Source organism: Microbacterium sp. ZW T5_45 (assembly GCF_044987415.1).
Taxonomy (GTDB): domain Bacteria; phylum Actinomycetota; class Actinomycetes; order Actinomycetales; family Microbacteriaceae; genus Microbacterium.
Genome location: NZ_JBJDRJ010000059.1, coordinates 1 through 15,667 on the forward strand (window position 1 = coordinate 1; position 15,667 = coordinate 15,667).

A 15,667-nucleotide genomic window follows, 5' to 3' on the forward strand; every position below is an offset into this window, starting at 1 on the left:
ATCAGAGACCGAACGGCGAGCAGCACTACCCGCCTGGATGCACTTCTACAATCATCACAGGCGCCACTCCGCCATCGGAGCCCCACCCATCAGCAGGCTCAACAACCTGCCTGGACATCACAACTAGGCGACCCGACAAGACGACATCAGTCGAACGCGTGAAGCCTGGCGATCGCTGCAGTGATCGCCGCCGCGACCGAAGACCAGTCGTGGACGATCTGCGCATAGTCGAATCGGAGAGTCTCGTATCCCAGAGCGGATGCCGCAGCATCCCTGACCCGGTCCCGATGCATGTGCGACGGCGACTCGTGGTTCTGTCTGCCGTCGGCTTCCAGGATGAGGCGACCTCCGACGACGAAGTCGACCCGCCCGACGTTCGGCAGTTCGACCTGACACTCGAGACTCACTCCGAGCAGGTGCAGACGAAGGCGCAGAAGGGACTCCAAGCCGCTGTCCGCATCCGTGCGCGCGAGATCGATGAGCCGGCGACCGGCCGGGGGAATGCGCCGACGGATACGCGCGAGATCGGCACGACGCAGCTTCCGCTGAGCGAGCGCCGACTCGAGCGCAGTGAAGAACACCTCGTCGCCCGCGCAGCGATAGCTGTGCACGAGTGCGTCCTCGATCGGAGCGAGACCGAGTCCGGCCCGTCCTTCATTGCTGTGGACGATGCAGTCGCAAGACAGGTGATGGCTGCGCCCGTGTCCCCCCATCCACACGTGCACCGTGTCATCACCGTCGATCACCCAGAGGCCGTGAAGCCGGAGGGCTCTGCGGCAGGTCAGCGCGCCACCGTGCTCGGCCGCTGTGCGGACGTCGGGATCGAGTGTCGGCAGCGCGAAGACCCCCTGGCGCACACGCACGATGCTCCCCGTCTCGACCTCTGCGCAGAGCATCCGACGGTCCAGACCGTAACGAGCCAGCAGAGAGCCGCGCGCGATGCTCCCGTGGTGAGCGAGTACGAAGGCGGCTGAACGCATATGACGATGGTTCCCGGTCCGGCGCACGCTGGCGGTCGCCATCAGAGGATCTGTGGACAACTCCTCGTCGATCGTTGCGTTCTGTCGGGTCGCCCATCCGCCCACACGGCGTGTCGCGACCTGTGCGCCCGACGAACGTGAATCGACCCGACAAACCGACGCAGGAGGGTCGCGGCCCCTGCCCTCAGTACCCCGCGAACGCGTCGGTCGTGAGTGCGCGCGCCTTCTGCAGCGCCGGCGCGAGGTCGGCGATCAGCCGCGGCGGACCGGAGATGAACGCGTGCCTCGCGGCGATGTCGGGCACGAGCCGCTCGAGGCCGCGGGCATCGAGGCGCTCTCCCCCAGCCCACGACCAGTTCGCCGGGAGCTCCCCGGGCGACCCGGGTGTCACGACGACGACGGGCACGCCGGTCGCGGCCAGCTCGTCACGGAACGCCAACTCGTCCGGACCCGACGCGACGTACACGAGCACCACGTCGCGCGCCTCGCCCGCCGCCTGCAGCTCGCGCAGCTGCGAGACGAACGGCGTCACGCCGATACCGGCGGCGACCAGCAGCACCGGCACCTCGGCACGCGGCAGCACGAAATCGCCCCACGTTCCCGTCACCGCGAGCCGAGTTCCGGGCGCGGCCTCCGCCAGCGCACGTTTGTAGCTGGACGGATGCTGCGCGTCGCCGAGTTTGTACGCCACGCGCAGCGTCGGCAGGTCGCTCGGCGCAGAGACGATGCTGAACTCGCGGCGTGTTCCGCGGGCATCGGGTCGCCGGTGCGGGACGTCGAGCTCGAGGTACTGCCCGGGCCGGAAGCGCAGCGGGCTCCCGGTCGTGAACGTCAACTCCTGCACGGTGGGCGTCACGAGGACCCGCTTGTCGAGCGTGAGACTGACCGCTCCGCGCAGCGCGAAGCCGAACGCCAGCAGGTTGCCGATCAGCAGGGCGCGTTCCTGTCCCAGCGTGATGATCCCGAGCGAGATCGGCCAGCCCACGAGGATGCCGACGAGTGCGGCGACGGCGAACTGCTGCCACCGCCGCGGCGGAAGCGTGAGCGGCTCCGACAGCATGAACGCGCCGAGGAAGAAATACGGCGACTGCAGCAGTGCGAACGTCAGAGCGGATCCCGCCGAAAACTCCAGGCCGGCCGAGGAGGACTGCACGAACTGGCGGAGCAGCGAGACCCCGATCGCGATCACGAGGAACACCAGAACGATCTGCACCTTCTCGGTGCGCCACAGCACGAGCAGGCCCAACACCACCACGGGCACGAACAGCACCGGCGTCCCGACCCACCACGACGAGAACGTGCCGACGCCGAGCAGCGTGACGACCGTCGCACCGAAGGCGGCGGGGTTGAGGATGTGCCGGCCCCGCCAGGCGATCAGGTACTTCGAGATGCTCGCCAGCGCACCGGCCGCGGCCAGCGTCCCGATCGTGGTGAGGTCGAGGCCGGGCTGCAGGACGAACAGCAGGATGAGCGCCGTCACGATCGACGATTCCACACGCCACGGCAGACGCAGGATCCGCTGCGCCAGAGCATCGACTGCGGCCACCGCCACCACGAGAACGACGAACGACACGAGCAGCGCGATCGGGCTGGGGGTGACCAGTCCGAAGATCGACAGCACGGCTGCGCTGATCGCGAGTGCCACGAGCGAGAGGAGCACGAGCCGGTACATCGACAGGCGCCCGAGCAGAGCGAGGACCCGCTGCCGGGTCGCGGTGAGAGCAGTGATCACGGTGTCAGTCTTCCGGTGTCGATGAGAGAAGTCACGGACGGCGGGCGAGGAACAGCTCCGCGGGGCAGCCGACGGATCGCTCCGCGCGACCGTCGGTCGTCATGCGCACCCACTCGATGCCCCACTCCGAGGCGAGGTCGGGACCCCCGTCGAAGAACAGCGCGGTGGCGACGGCATCCGCACGCATGGCGTCGCCGCCGATCGCCCACGTCGCCGCCCACGTCGTCACCGGCACCCCGGTGCGCGCGTCGAGCACGTGATGCAGCCCGCTCCCCCACGCGCGCCGGTTGATCGCCGAGGCGCACAGCGCGGCATCCGTCAGCTCGACGACGCCGATCGCCTTCGTGACGTCGAACGGATGCTCCAGCCCCACGCGCACAGCGGAGCCGCGCACCCGGAGATCGCCGCCGGCATCGACGACGAGGTCGCCGGGCACGTCCGCGAGCAGCGTGAACACCAGGTCGACGAGGCGCCCCTTGCCGAGCGCGCCTACGTCGATCAGCGCTGGAGCGGATGCCGTGACGACGGAGTCGGTCCAGGTGAGCACGGATTCCCACCCGGCCGGTGCGGGCACAGGCTCGCTCGCCCGCAGCGAGTAGTCCGCGTCATAGCCGAGCGCCGCGAGGCTGTCGGCGACGAGCGGATTGACCGCGCCGGACGTGGCGGCGGCCAGAGACCGATAGGCGTCGAGCATCGCGCCGGCGTCGATGGAGTCGACGCGCCCCCCGGCGAGGCCGACCGCCGTCACGAGCGAGTCGGAACGGAAGCGCGACCACTCGCGATCGAACCGGTCGATCTCGGCGAGCACCCGCTGCCGATCGCCGTCCCCGAGTTCGCCGACGATCTCCCAGCGGGTGCCGATCGCCTCGAAGCTCCAGACCGTCATGATCCGCCAGGGGCCTAGGCGGCCGCCTGCTCCTTGATGGATGCGACGGCCTCGTTGAACCCGCCGCTCGTGAGTGAGGAACCCGCGACACGGCTGACGTTGAGGTCGTCGAGAGCGACACCCACGACCTCGTCTGCGATGCCGTCGATGAACTGCGACTGGTACTGCTGCGATTCACGCGCCTGCGGGTCGCCGGTCACCTCGACGTCGGTCACGACGCCGTCGGCGAGCGTGAGCGTCACCGAGATCTCCTCGACGCTCTCCGGCGTCTGATAGGAGCCATCGGCCGTGTAGGTGCCGTCGGCGTACTCCGTCGATGAACCGCTGTCGGTCGACGACGACGAGGACGAGGAAGACGTGCTGTCCGAGCTCGTCGTGTCCTCGGCGTCGGCCGCGCCGGAGCATCCGGCGAGGACGAACAGGCCTGCGGCTCCGAGCAGGGCGGAGCCCGTACGGACGGAGGTGGGAACGGTCGTGCGGATCATGATGGTCCTCCCGGCTGTGGTCACCGGCGGGAATGCCGGTGCTTCGACGGTAGGACGGTCCGCTATGCGCGGGCTGTGCCGCGACTATGCGCGAGCGATGGCGAGTCTCAGGCGTCTCCGCCGAACATGCTCGTCACCGAGCCGTCCTCGAAGACCTCGTGGATCGCGCGGGCGAGCAGCGGAGCGATCGGCAGGATCGTCAGACTGTCCCAACGACGCGACTCGCTCAGCGGGATCGTGTCGGTGACGACGACCTCGTCGATGGACTCGTCCTGCAGGCGCTCGGATGCCGGATCGCTGAAGATCGCATGCGTCGCTGCGACGATCACGCGGTGCGCGCCTGCTGCCTTCAGCGCCTGCGCGGCCTTGACGATCGTGCCACCCGTGTCGATCATGTCGTCGACCAGCAGGCAGGTGCGCCCCTCGACCGTTCCGACGATCTCGTGCACCGAGACCTGGTTCGCGACCTTGGGGTCGCGGCGCTTGTGGATGATCGCCAGCGGCGCACCGAGGCTGTCGGACCACGTGTCCGCGACGCGCACGCGCCCCATGTCGGGCGAGACCACGGTGAGGATCTCACGGTCCTCGGCCGTGAGCGTGTTCTCGAAGTGGTCGAGCAGCACGGGCTTCGCGAACAGGTGGTCGACGGGACCGTCGAAGAAGCCCTGGATCTGCGCCGCGTGCAGGTCGACGCTCATGACGCGGTCGGCGCCGGCAGTCTTCAGCAGGTCCGCGACGAGACGGGCGCTGATCGGCTCGCGCCCCCGGCCCTTCTTGTCCTGGCGGGAGTACGGGTAGTACGGCGCGACCACGGTGATCCGCTTGGCCGAGGCGCGCTTCGCGGCGTCGATCATGATGAGCGTCTCCATGAGCCACTCGTTCACCGGCTCACCGAACGTCTGGATGAGGAAGAGGTCGCAGCCGCGGATCGACACGTCGAACCGTGCATAGATCTCTCCCGAGGCGAAGGTCCTGTGCTCGGTCGGCACCACCTCGGTGCCGAGCGCTGCGGCGACGGCTTCGGTGAGTGCCGGGTGCGAACGTCCGCCGGCGACCACGAGGCGCTTCTTCGTCTTCGCGACGAGGCCGGGGGCCACTCCGTTGTCGCGGTCCAGTTCGACGGTCTTCTTCTTGCGCGCCATGAGTCCTTACTCCGCCACTCGAGCTCGTGCTGCGGCATCCGCAGCGTTCGTGCCTGCCCTGTTCTTCTCGACCCAGCCCTCGACGTTGCGCTGAGGCGCGACGGTCATGGACAGGGCCCCGGCGGGGACGTCCTTGCGGACGACGGCGCCGGCGCCGGTCTTGGCGCCAGCCCCCAGCCTAACGGGCGCGACGAGGGTCGTGTGCGACCCTGTGTGCACTTCGTCCTCGACGACCGCCCGGTGCTTGTTCACGTCGTCGTAGTTCGCCGTGATGGTGCTGGCACCGAGGTTCACACCACGGCCGATCGTCGCGTCGCCGACGTACGACAGGTGCGGCACCTTGCTGCCCTCGCCGATCTCGGCGTTCTTCGTCTCGACGTAGGCGCCGATCTTGCCCTTGGCTCCGAGCACCGTGTTCGGGCGCAGGAAGGAGAAGGGTCCGACCGTCGCCTCGGCACTGATCACGGCGAGCGTCGCGTCGGTACGGCGGACGATCGCGTCCTCCCCCACCTCGCAATCGACGAGGGTCGTGTCCGGCCCGATGATCGCGCCTTCGGAGATCTTGGTCGCACCGAGGATGTGCGTGTTCGGCAGGATCGTGACGTCGGGAGCGAGTGTGGCATCGTCATCGATCCACGTCGTCGCCGGGTCGATCACCGTGACGCCCTCGAGCTGCCAGTGGCGCACGATCCGCTCGTTGAGCAGGCGCCCGACGAGCGCGAGCTGTGCGCGGTCGTTGACCCCGTACGTCACCGAGACATCGGAGACGACGGATGCCGCGACCTTGTCGCCGGCCGCACGCAGCAGCCCCGGGACGTCGGTCAGATACATCTCGCCCTGCGCGTTGTCGACACCCACCTGAGGCAGGTAACGACGGAGCACCTCGGCGCGGAAGACGTACATGCCCGCGTTGATCTCGGTGATCGCGGCCTCGTCGGCGCTCGCATCCTTCTGCTCGACGATGCGGTCGACGCCGCCGTCGGTGTCGCGGATGACGCGTCCGTAACCGGTCGGGTCGTCGACGACAGCGGTCATCAGGGTCGCGGCGGCCCCCGTCGCCCGGTGCTCGTCGAGGAACGAGCCGAGGGTGCCGGCATCCGCCAACGGGCAGTCACCGGAGAGCACGAGCACGTCGCCGTCGAAGTCGGGGATCGCGTCGATCGCGACCTGGACCGCACGTCCGGTGCCGGGCACCTCGTCCTGGTCGATGAAGACGGCGTCGGGGTAGTCCTTCGCGAGCGCGGCGACGACCTGGTCGCGCTCGTGCCGGACGACGACCTCGACGTGGTCGGCCGCGAGGCGGCCAGCAGTGGTCAGCACATGCCCGACCAGCGGGCGCCCGCCGATCGGATGCAGCACCTTGGGCAGTCGGGACTTCATGCGCGTGCCCTGCCCTGCAGCGAGGACGATGATGGCGAGATTGTTCCCAGTCATGCTCCGCCGCCAGGACTCGAACCTAGACCTCACAGCTCCAAAGGCTGTCGTGCTGCCATTACACCACGGCGGACCGCAGCACCTCTGCGAGATGCCGCCTGCTAAGTCTGCCATGTCCGCCCCTATGCCTCCGGCGATAATGGACGGATGAGCGAGGCTGATGAGGTCGACCGGATCGTCGGCGCGTGGAACACCCAACGACCCGATCTCGACTTCTCACCCCTCGAGGTGCTGTCTCGGATGGACCGGCTCTCGCGGCTGCTCGACCGGGCGCGGCGCGACGTGTTCCGCCGCAGCGACCTCGAGCCGTGGGAGTGGGACGTGCTGTCGGCGCTGCGTCGATCCGGCGCCCCCTTCCAGCTCTCCCCCAAGCAGCTGCTGCAGCAGACGCTCGTCTCCAGCGGCACGATGACCAATCGCATCGACCGTCTGGTCGGACGCCGCTTCGTGCGCAGAGAGTCCGATCCCGACGACGGCCGCAGTGTTCTCGTGACGCTCACCGACGACGGACGGATCAGGGTGGATGCCGCGATCACGCGGCTGGTCGACGTCGAGGCCGACCTCCTGCAGGCCCTGACCCGGGGAGATCGGGATCGACTCGCCGGGCTGCTGCGCAAGCTCAGTCTGAGCTTCGACGCGTGAGAGGCGGGCGCTGATGGGCATGGCGTCTCCGCTTCCGGTGCGCGACGGCGTCGGGGCGACCCGGCTGCACGTTCCGCTCACGGGCGAGTGGCCGACGGTCTCGGCGTACATGGTGGCGCGGTTCTTCCACCTGGACGCGGAACGACTGCTCGTGCGGTTCGACCGCGGCGAGATCGTGGCCCGCGACGGCAGCCCGCTGCGCCGCGACACGCCTCTCGGAGCGGAGGAGTTCGTCTGGTACTACCGGGAGCCGCCGGTCGAGCGGGATATCCCGTTCGAGGTGCAGCTGCGCCATCAGGACCGCGACCTCGTCGTCGTCGACAAGCCGCACTTCCTGCCAACCACGCCAGGAGGGAAGTTCCTGCAGAACTCGGCCCTGGTGAGGTTGCGGAACCTGCTCGGCATCCCCGAACTCACCCCGATCCACCGGCTCGACCGCGCGACGGCGGGTCTGCTGATGTTCTCGGCGCGGCCGGATACCCGCGGCGCCTACCAGCTGATGTTCGAGAACCGCAAGGTGCAGAAGGTGTACGAGGCGGTCTCCGACCGCCCCTCGAACTGGTCACCGGAAGTATTCCCGCTGGTGTACCGCAACCACATCGTCAAGCACCGGGGCGAGGTGCGGGTGCAGGTCGACGACAGCCGCGAGCCGAACGCCGAGACGCTGATCGAGGTGCTCTCCTCCGACGAGCACGTGGTGCACACACTGCTGCGTCCGCACAGCGGCAAGATGCACCAGCTGCGCGTGCATCTGGCGAGCCTCGGGCTCGGCATCCGGAACGACGGCTTCTATCCGACGTTGCTGCCGGAGGAACCGGACGACTTCTCCCGACCCCTGCAACTGCTCGCACGTGAACTGCACTTCACCGACCCGCTCAGCGGCGAGGCGCGGATGTTCGTCTCGGGCTTGCGCCTGCAGGACGCTCCTAGCGGCGCATGATCCTCCGCGCGAGGCGCGTGCCGAGGATCTGCATGAGGTGCACGAAAACGACGATGAGGATGATCGCGGCCCACATCACGACCGGCTCGAACTTGCGGAAGCCGTAGATCTGCGCGAAGGCTCCGAGGCCGCCGCCGCCGATCAGCCCCGCCATGGCGGTCATGTCGATCAGCCCCACCACGACGAACGTGTAACCGAGGATGAGCGGACCGAGCGCCTCGGGGATCGCCACGGTGAAGAGGATGCGCCAGGGGCCTGCACCCATCGCGCGTGCTGCCTCGATCACACCCGGCGAGACCGAGACCAGGTGCTGCTCGACGATGCGGCCGATCGCGAAGGCCGCCGCGAGGCCGATCATGAACGCTCCGGCGGTGGTGCCGATGCCGGTGCCGACGACCGCACGGGCGAAGGGCTGGGCGACGGCGACGAAGAGCACGAACGGGATCGGCCGGAAGAAATTCACTCCGAGGTTGGCGACGATCGCAACCGCACGGTTCTCGACCAGCCCTCCGGGGCGCGAGACGTAGAGGATCAGGCCGATCGCGAGGCCGAGGATCCCTCCGAGAACGAGCGCGAACGTCGTCATGTAGAGGGTCTCGAGCGCGGCCTTCCAGAACTCCGGGCCCAGTTCGATCAGACGATCCATCAGCGGGCCTCCTCTCGGGCGATCTCCGTCACGTCGACGTTCGCTGCGATCGTCGCCAGGGCGGAGTCGATCGCGGCGCTGTCGCCGCGTACGGCGAGGGTGAGATGGCCGAATGCTCGGCCGCGGATGTCGTTGATGCCGCCGTAGACGAGCTCGAAGTCGAGCCCGGCGGCGGCGAGATCGAGGAAGACCTGCGCCTGCGAGGACCGGCCGTCGCGGAACGAGAGCGTCACCAGGCGACCGCCGTGGCGCTCACGGAGCACCGCGACCTCGGCGGGCGACGGGATGCCCTTGATCACGGTTCCCACGAATCTCTGCGACGCGGGGTTCTGCGGCGCCGAGAAGACGTCGAAGACGTCGCCCTGCTCGATCACCCGCCCGTTCTCCATGACGGCGACCTTGGTGGCGAGCGTCTGGATGACGTCCATCTCGTGCGTGATCACGACGATCGTGACGCCCTGCTCGCGGTTGACCCGCGCGAGGAGCTCGAGCACCTCGTGGGTGGTCTGCGGGTCGAGAGCGCTCGTCGCCTCGTCGGCCAGGAGGATCGCCGGTCCGGTGGCGAGGGCCCGCGCGATGCCGACGCGCTGCTTCTGGCCGCCCGAGAGCTGCTCCGGGTAGGACCTCGCCTTGTCCGCCAGGCCGACGAAGGCCAACAGCTCGGAGACTCGGTCGTCGATGTCCTTCTTCGCCCACCCGGCGAGCTTCAGCGGATAGGCGACGTTGGCGCGGACCGTGCGCGAGGAGAACAGGTTGAACTGCTGGAAGATCATCCCGATACCGCCGCGTACCTTCCGCAGCTCGCTCTCCTTCAGCGTCGTGATGTCCACTCCGTCGACGTGGATGCTCCCCGCGCTCGCCGGTTCCAGGGCGTTGATGAGCCGCACGAGGGTCGATTTCCCGGCACCGGAGTAGCCGATGATGCCGAACACGTCGCCCTTCTCGATGTCGAGGCTCACATCGTCGACCGCGACGATGTCGCCGTCTCCCGGTGTGCGCGAGGGATACGCCTTCGTCACGTTGGTCAGGCTCACGATCGGCATGTCACGGCTCCGGTCTGATTGTCGCTGGCACGGTCTGGTCGTCGAGAGGACGCCTCATCGGGAACGAAGAATCGGGTGACGCACGGAGCGTCACCCGATTCTCTCGCATCAGGCGGGACGGGTCGCACCGCACCGACTCACTTCTGCTCTGCGGTGTCCTTCTCGACCTTCTCGAGCGAGGCCACGAGGTCCTCGACCGGGGTCTGCAGCGACACGGCCGTGTCGCCGGAGGACTTCAGGAGCCCGGCCTGCACGTCGGCGTTGGTCTGGAAGATCTCGACGAGCTTCTTGTAGGTCTCGTTGTCCTTGTCCTCGGCACGTGCCGCGAAGATGTTCACGTACGGCAGGGCGTTCGGGTCCTCGGGGTCGTCCTGCGCGATGGCGTCGTCGTAGCTCAGACCGGCGTCCTCGACGAAGTCGTTGTTGATGATCGCCGCAGCGACATCCGGCAGCGAGGTCGGGATGAGAGCGGCCTCGAGGGCCGTGACCTGCACCTTGGACTTGTCGGTGTCGACGTCGGAGAGGTCGGAGAAGATCGTTCCGCCGCTCTTGAGCTCGATCAGGCCGGCCGACTGCAGGACCAGCAGCGCGCGAGCCTGGTTGGACGCGTCGTCGGGAACCGCGACGGTCTCGCCCTCGGGGATGCTGTCGACGTCATCGTACTTCGACGAGTACAGCCCCAGCGGGTAGATCGCGGTCGAACCGATCGGGACCAGGTCCTCTTCGGAGTTGACGTTGTAGTCCGCGAGGTACACGATGTGCTGGAACTGGTTGAGGTCGATCTCGCCCTCGGTGAGCGCAGGGTTCGGCTGCTCGTAGGAGCCGAAGTCGACGAGCTCGACGGTGATGCCCTCTTCGGCGGCGGCCTCGACGAACGGAGCCCACTGCTCGTCGCCCTTGCCGACGACGCCGATCTTGACGGTCTCGGAGCTGTCGCCCGAGTCGCTGCCGGCGTCCGTGCTGTCGGATGCCGTGGCGCAGCCCGCGAGAGCGACGAAGAGCGGAACCGCGGCGAGCGCGGCGATGATGGAAGTGGTGCGACGTGACATGTGATGAGTTCCTCTCTTGGGGGGACTCATCCAAGGTAGAGAATGATAGCGATCCCTCCTCAATCACGCCGTCACATTACGTCACAGCCTCAAGCCGCTCCTGTCACTCGAATTCCTCGATGCCCTGCAGTCGCACCTGCTCGAGATCGAGACGGGCCGAGATGCTCCGCACGACGGTGTCGTCGACGGTGCCGGAACGGTGCAGACCCAGCAGCACTTCCCGGCGTCGGTCCAGCAGCGCGAGCTTCAGGCGCGTGTACTCCTCATGGCGGACGAGCGGTGACCGCTGGGCGAGGTCGACCGCGGTCGAGGTGGCGATCATCTGCAGGCCGCCGTTCGTGACGGCGTCCGTCGACTCGTCGATCTGGTCTCCGCCTGGCGCTGTACCGTCAGTCGAGGCTCCGCCGTAGGGGTCTGGCTCGTCCAGCAGAGCATCGAGAGCATCCGCCTCCTCGTCGATAGCAGCCTGTTCACGGGCCAGGGCGCGGGCGTTCGCGAACTCGAGCAGCCGATAGCCCTCGCTGCGCACATTGTCGAGCACCTCCTGCCCGATGCCGTGCTCGGCCGCAAGGTCGTCGATCGCGGCGAGTGCGGCGCCCGAGATCGTCCGCTCGGCGAGTTCGTACTCCTCCGCCTCGGCCGAGTCGACGGGGAGTCGCGCCCACCGCACGACCGCCGGGAGCAGGGGGCCCTGCACGAGCAGGCTCAGCAGGATCACGCCGGCCGTGACGACGACGACCTCGTCTCGGCCCGCTCCCCCGACCTCGGTCGGGATGGAGAGGGCGATCGCGAGCGAGACGGCACCGCGCATTCCGGCGACCGTGGAGACAAGACGGGCTCGCGCGCGAAGGCCGCGCGGTGGGCGTGGGCCCGAGATTCGTTGGAACGGCACGCTGAGCAGTTGGAAGAGGTAGCGCACGATGATGAGCGCGGCCCAGACCGCGAGGGTCTGCAGCACGAGGCGTCCGACGTCGGCGGCAGTGATCTCGTGCACGACGTACTGGACCTCGAGTCCGATGAGGATGAACAGCGCGCCGTTGAGCAGGAACACGCCGAACGGGAAGACCGCCTCCGACTGACGGCGGGATGCCGCCGTGGTGATGCGCGGCGAGACGTAGGCGATCACGAGTCCGGCGACGACGACGGCCAGTACACCCGAGGCCTCGATCAGTTCGGCGACGAGGAACGCCGTGAACGGAACGAGCAGGAGCGTGACGTTGATGACCGCCGTGCGAGTGGATCGCCGCAGCAGCACGTAGGCGAGAGCGGCGATGACCATTCCGGCCGCGATGCCACCCACGTACGAGACGATGACGGTCCAACTGACGCTCCACGGGGTGACCTGGCCGCCGACCGCGAGAGACACGGCGATCGCGTAGAGCACGAGGGCGGTGCCGTCGTTGGTGAGGCTCTCCGCCTTGAGCTTCATGAACCCGCGGCGCGGCAGCAGGCGACCGAGCGCCGCGACGGCCGTCGCATCGGGTGGAGCGACGGCTGCTCCCAGGATGAGGGCGATCTCCCACGGCATCCCGAACAGCGTTCCGACCCAGGCGACGGCGAAGGCGGAGGCGACGACGAGGAGCGTGCTCATCGGCAGGATGTAGCGGAAGTCACGACGGATCGATCGCAACGACGTCGTCAGACTCTCCCAGAACAGCATGACGGGGAGGAACAGCAGCAGCACGGTCTCGGGCGGCAGCTGCACCTCACGGAGCGCGGGGACGAACCCGAGGATCAGGCCGAAGATCACGAGGACCAGCGGCAGGGCGAGCCGGATGCGCGGCGCGAGCAGCGTTCCAGCGAGAATCGTGAGTCCGAGCAGGACGGTTACTTCGAGGCCTTCCATCACCATCTCCCAACAGCGCGGTGAGTGAAGGTTATTCCTGTTGCCGCCGGTATGTCAGCCGATCTCCTCGGTGAGCTCGAACCAGCGCAGTTCGAGCTCTTCGATCTCGGCCTCCTGCGCGCTGATCGCCGTCATCTTCGCGCCGAGGCCCTCGTAGTCCGACTGGTCGTGGTCGGCGAGGGCGTGCTTGGCGGCATCCACCTGCTGGGTGAGTTTCTGGATGCGACGCTCGAGAGAGGAGACCTCTTTCTGCGCGGTGCGCAGCGCCGCGCCTTCCAGCCCCTTGGAGGTGGCGGCCTGGGAGGTCACCGTCTTCACGGGCTCGGCATCCTGCAGCTCGCGCAGCCGCAGGTACTCGTCGACGCCGCCGGGCAGATGGCGCAGCTTGCCGCCGAGGATCGCATACTGCTGGTCGGTGACCCGCTCGAGGAAGTACCGGTCGTGGCTGACGACGAGCAGTGTGCCCGGCCAGGAGTCGAGGAGGTCCTCGATCGCGGCGAGCATGTCGGTGTCGAGGTCGTTGGTCGGCTCGTCGAGGATGAGCACGTTGGGCTGCTCGAGCAGCACGAGCAGCAGCTGCAGCCGACGCTGCTGCCCACCGGAGAGGTCCTTCACCGGCGTCGAGAGCTGGGCGGACGAGAACCCGAGCCGCTCGAGGAGCTGTCCGGGGGTGAGGTCCTGCGCCTTCGAGCCCGCACCGAACGTGTACGAGGTGCGCAGACCCGAGATCACGACGCGCACCGGATCGTTCCAGTACTGGTCGAGCTCGTCGAGACGCTGCGTGAGCGTCTGCACCTTGACGGTGGTGCCGCGCTTGACGCGGCCGCTGGTGGGTTCGATGGTTCCCGAGATGAGGCCGAGCAGGGTCGACTTGCCAGCGCCGTTCACGCCGAGGATGCCGGTGCGCTCGCCGGGCGCGATGCGCCATTCGACATCGCTGAGCACGGTCTTCGCCGGCGTGCCCTCTCCCGTCGCGGGGTAGGTGACGCCGGCGTCGAGCAGGTCGACGACGTCCTTGCCGAGTCGTGACACGGCAAGCGACTGCAGTGAGACCCTGTCGCGGATCTCGGGAACATCGGCGATGAGCTCGTTGGCCGCGTCGATACGGAACTTGGGCTTGCTCGTCCGGGCGGGAGCGCCACGGCGCAGCCAGGCGAGCTCTTTGCGGGCGAGGTTCTGACGCTTCGCCTCCATGGTCGCCGCCATCCGGTCGCGCTCGACGCGCTGCAGGATGTAGGCCGCGTAACCGCCTTCGAACGGCTCGACGATGCGGTCGTGCACCTCCCAGGTCTCGGTGCAGATCTCGTCGAGGAACCACCGGTCGTGGGTGACGACGAGCAGCGCACCGGAGTTCACGGCCCAGCGCTTCTTGAGGTGTCCGGCGAGCCACGTGATCGCCTCGACATCGAGGTGGTTGGTGGGCTCGTCGAGCGCGATGACGTCCCAGTCTCCGGCGAGGAGTTTCGCGAGCGAGACCCGACGGCGCTGACCACCGCTGAGCGAGCCGATCGCGGCATCCCACGGGAGATCCTTCAGCAGCCCGTCGATGACGTCGCGGGTCTTCGCATCGCCTGCCCACACGTACTCGGGGGTGTCTCCGACCACGGCGTGCGAGATCGTCATGTCGTCGTCGAGCGTGTCGGCCTGATCGAGCACGCCGATCGTGGTGCCGCCACGGACGGTGACGCGGCCGGAGTCCGGCTCCTTGCGGCCCGCGAGCATGCCGAGCAGGCTCGACTTGCCGTCGCCGTTGCGGCCGACGATGCCGATGCGGTCGCCCTCCTCGACGCCGAGGGTGATGGAGTCGAAGACGACTCTGGTCGGGTACTCGAGGTGCAGGGCTTCGGCCCCCAGAAGATGTGCCATGTCTGTTCCAGGGTAGTCGGCCGCGGTCAGGGCGTCGGTTCGAACATCTCGGGGAGGGATGCCGTGAATGCGTCGAGATGGCTGTACCAGATGGTGTGCTCGGCGCCGGAGACGCTGCGGACGCTCACCCCGGAGCGTGTGAAGCGGTCGATGTCAGCGTCTGTGACCCAGCGGCTGGGATCGGCATGGATGAGGACGTCCCCCGATCTCGGGGAGATGGCGACATCCTCACCTGACGACACGGATGCCGCGGTGGAGGGATCGAAGCGCTCGGCTGCACGCGCCTCGACGGCGATGTCCTGTGCCGAGTAGTACGGACGGAGAGCGTGCAGACGCTCAGCATCCGTCCTGGTGGCGCGATCGGTCTGGTACCGGGCGACGAGCTCGTTTCGGTCACCGTGCCCGGTGAATCGGAGCGGCGAGTCGACGTACACCGTGACCTCCGGCGCGAGGATGGGTGCGGATGCCGCAAGGACGGTCGCTCCGAGGGAGTGGCCGATGGCATGGACGGGGTGCGGTAAGCCCGCGGCGTCGACCGTCTCGATGACGGAGGCGGCGGCGGTGTCGACGGTGATTTCGGGGTCGCGAGGCGACAGTCCGTGACCGGGGAGGTCGAGCGACAGGACGCGGTATCCGCGGTCGGCCAGGAGCGGGATGACCCGGTGCCAGCTCTCGGCTGAGCCCATCATCCCGTGCAGGAGAAGTGCGGACTTCTCGGCGTGTCCAGACCTTCCAGGAGCGACGTCGATCGCGTGGAGCAGCATCCCTTCAGTCAAGCACGTCCGTTATGGTTTCGTGATCTCTCCAGCGTCAATCCCGGGTCGCATTTCTGTTCGAATTTCGGTGGTTGTGGTGTACTCGTCGCATGGTGGTTCTGGTGGATGCGTCGGACTCGCAGATGGCCGTGTTGGCTGATCTGGTCGAGTCGTTGAGCGCGGCCGATGCCACCCTGAACGCGATGATGGCCGCACGGGAC

General features: G+C 68.0%; 14 protein-coding genes, 1 tRNA gene and 1 pseudogene. 3 read left to right on the top strand and 13 right to left on the bottom strand.

Annotated features, from left to right (window positions below; genetic code table 11):
• Positions 1–127, top strand: a pseudogene (locus ACI3KS_RS18585) (IS481 family transposase); the annotation flags it as partial.
• A gap of 19 nt (positions 128–146) precedes the next feature.
• On the opposite strand, the gene ACI3KS_RS18590 reads toward ACI3KS_RS18585, so the two are convergent.
• From ACI3KS_RS18590 to ACI3KS_RS18620, 7 genes are all read right to left on the bottom strand, one after another.
• A complete protein-coding gene (locus ACI3KS_RS18590; RefSeq protein WP_404920027.1) occupies positions 147–980 on the bottom strand; it encodes an endonuclease domain-containing protein in 834 nt (277 codons plus the stop codon).
• A gap of 184 nt (positions 981–1,164) precedes the next feature.
• Positions 1,165–2,712 (bottom strand): FAD-dependent oxidoreductase, encoded by a 1,548-nt coding sequence (locus ACI3KS_RS18595; RefSeq protein WP_404920028.1) that lies wholly within the window; start codon positions 2,710–2,712, stop codon positions 1,165–1,167.
• Positions 2,713–2,743: 31 nt separating this feature from the next.
• Entirely contained in the window at positions 2,744–3,598 is an 855-nt protein-coding gene (locus ACI3KS_RS18600; protein WP_404920029.1) for an FAD:protein FMN transferase, read from the bottom strand.
• A gap of 14 nt (positions 3,599–3,612) precedes the next feature.
• Entirely contained in the window at positions 3,613–4,083 is a 471-nt protein-coding gene (locus tag ACI3KS_RS18605; protein ID WP_404920030.1) for a hypothetical protein, read from the bottom strand.
• A gap of 107 nt (positions 4,084–4,190) precedes the next feature.
• A complete protein-coding gene (locus ACI3KS_RS18610; protein ID WP_404920031.1) occupies positions 4,191–5,225 on the bottom strand; it encodes a ribose-phosphate diphosphokinase in 1,035 nt (344 codons plus the stop codon).
• A 6-nt stretch (positions 5,226–5,231) separates the two neighbouring features.
• Positions 5,232–6,659 (bottom strand): bifunctional UDP-N-acetylglucosamine diphosphorylase/glucosamine-1-phosphate N-acetyltransferase GlmU, encoded by a 1,428-nt coding sequence (gene glmU / locus ACI3KS_RS18615; protein ID WP_404920032.1) that lies wholly within the window; start codon positions 6,657–6,659, stop codon positions 5,232–5,234.
• A 1-nt stretch (position 6,660) separates the two neighbouring features.
• Positions 6,661–6,732, bottom strand: a tRNA-Gln gene (locus ACI3KS_RS18620).
• 74 nt (positions 6,733–6,806) lie between these two features.
• Between ACI3KS_RS18620 and ACI3KS_RS18625 the strand changes: the two genes are divergently transcribed.
• Together ACI3KS_RS18625 and ACI3KS_RS18630 are read left to right on the top strand one after the other, a co-directional pair.
• On the top strand, positions 6,807–7,301 hold the full coding sequence (locus ACI3KS_RS18625) for a MarR family winged helix-turn-helix transcriptional regulator (protein WP_404920033.1): 495 nt from the start codon (positions 6,807–6,809) through the stop codon (positions 7,299–7,301).
• Between the two features lie 19 nt (positions 7,302–7,320).
• Positions 7,321–8,241 (top strand): pseudouridine synthase, encoded by a 921-nt coding sequence (locus ACI3KS_RS18630; protein WP_404920040.1) that lies wholly within the window; start codon positions 7,321–7,323, stop codon positions 8,239–8,241.
• Here the strand turns inward: ACI3KS_RS18630 and ACI3KS_RS18635 are convergent.
• The 6 genes from ACI3KS_RS18635 to ACI3KS_RS18660 form a co-directional block, all read right to left on the bottom strand.
• Positions 8,228–8,887 carry a methionine ABC transporter permease gene (locus tag ACI3KS_RS18635; RefSeq protein WP_404920034.1) on the bottom strand — a complete coding sequence of 220 codons (660 nt, stop codon included), beginning with the start codon at positions 8,885–8,887 and terminating at the stop codon, positions 8,228–8,230. The two genes, ACI3KS_RS18630 and ACI3KS_RS18635, sit on opposite strands and share 14 nt — an antisense overlap.
• Positions 8,887–9,930 carry a methionine ABC transporter ATP-binding protein gene (locus ACI3KS_RS18640; RefSeq protein WP_404920035.1) on the bottom strand — a complete coding sequence of 348 codons (1,044 nt, stop codon included), beginning with the start codon at positions 9,928–9,930 and terminating at the stop codon, positions 8,887–8,889. The genes ACI3KS_RS18635 and ACI3KS_RS18640 overlap by 1 nt, the downstream gene beginning before the upstream one ends.
• Before the next feature lie 137 nt (positions 9,931–10,067).
• Entirely contained in the window at positions 10,068–10,979 is a 912-nt protein-coding gene (locus ACI3KS_RS18645; protein WP_404920036.1) for a MetQ/NlpA family ABC transporter substrate-binding protein, read from the bottom strand.
• Between the two features lie 103 nt (positions 10,980–11,082).
• Complete coding sequence (locus tag ACI3KS_RS18650) at positions 11,083–12,825, bottom strand: Na+/H+ antiporter (protein ID WP_404920037.1); 1,743 nt, start codon at positions 12,823–12,825, stop codon at positions 11,083–11,085.
• Positions 12,826–12,879: 54 nt separating this feature from the next.
• Positions 12,880–14,691 carry an ABC-F family ATP-binding cassette domain-containing protein gene (locus ACI3KS_RS18655; RefSeq protein ID WP_404920038.1) on the bottom strand — a complete coding sequence of 604 codons (1,812 nt, stop codon included), beginning with the start codon at positions 14,689–14,691 and terminating at the stop codon, positions 12,880–12,882.
• A 26-nt stretch (positions 14,692–14,717) separates the two neighbouring features.
• Positions 14,718–15,455, bottom strand: a complete 738-nt coding sequence (locus ACI3KS_RS18660; protein ID WP_404920039.1) for an alpha/beta fold hydrolase — start codon at positions 15,453–15,455, stop codon at positions 14,718–14,720.
• Positions 15,456–15,667: the final 212 nt, after the last annotated feature.

Coding starts and splice junctions, on each gene's coding strand:
- glmU (WP_404920032.1), bottom strand. CDS start 6,659: ATGACTGGGAACAATCTCGCCATCATCGTCCTCGCTGCAGGGCAGGGC.
- ACI3KS_RS18590 (WP_404920027.1), bottom strand. CDS start 980: ATGCGTTCAGCCGCCTTCGTACTCGCTCACCACGGGAGCATCGCGCGC.
- ACI3KS_RS18660 (WP_404920039.1), bottom strand. CDS start 15,455: ATGCTGCTCCACGCGATCGACGTCGCTCCTGGAAGGTCTGGACACGCC.
- ACI3KS_RS18610 (WP_404920031.1), bottom strand. CDS start 5,225: ATGGCGCGCAAGAAGAAGACCGTCGAACTGGACCGCGACAACGGAGTG.
- ACI3KS_RS18625 (WP_404920033.1), top strand. CDS start 6,807: ATGAGCGAGGCTGATGAGGTCGACCGGATCGTCGGCGCGTGGAACACC.
- ACI3KS_RS18645 (WP_404920036.1), bottom strand. CDS start 10,979: ATGTCACGTCGCACCACTTCCATCATCGCCGCGCTCGCCGCGGTTCCG.
- ACI3KS_RS18655 (WP_404920038.1), bottom strand. CDS start 14,691: ATGGCACATCTTCTGGGGGCCGAAGCCCTGCACCTCGAGTACCCGACC.
- ACI3KS_RS18635 (WP_404920034.1), bottom strand. CDS start 8,887: ATGGATCGTCTGATCGAACTGGGCCCGGAGTTCTGGAAGGCCGCGCTC.
- ACI3KS_RS18640 (WP_404920035.1), bottom strand. CDS start 9,930: ATGCCGATCGTGAGCCTGACCAACGTGACGAAGGCGTATCCCTCGCGC.
- ACI3KS_RS18650 (WP_404920037.1), bottom strand. CDS start 12,825: ATGGAAGGCCTCGAAGTAACCGTCCTGCTCGGACTCACGATTCTCGCT.
- ACI3KS_RS18600 (WP_404920029.1), bottom strand. CDS start 3,598: ATGACGGTCTGGAGCTTCGAGGCGATCGGCACCCGCTGGGAGATCGTC.
- ACI3KS_RS18605 (WP_404920030.1), bottom strand. CDS start 4,083: ATGATCCGCACGACCGTTCCCACCTCCGTCCGTACGGGCTCCGCCCTG.
- ACI3KS_RS18630 (WP_404920040.1), top strand. CDS start 7,321: ATGGCGTCTCCGCTTCCGGTGCGCGACGGCGTCGGGGCGACCCGGCTG.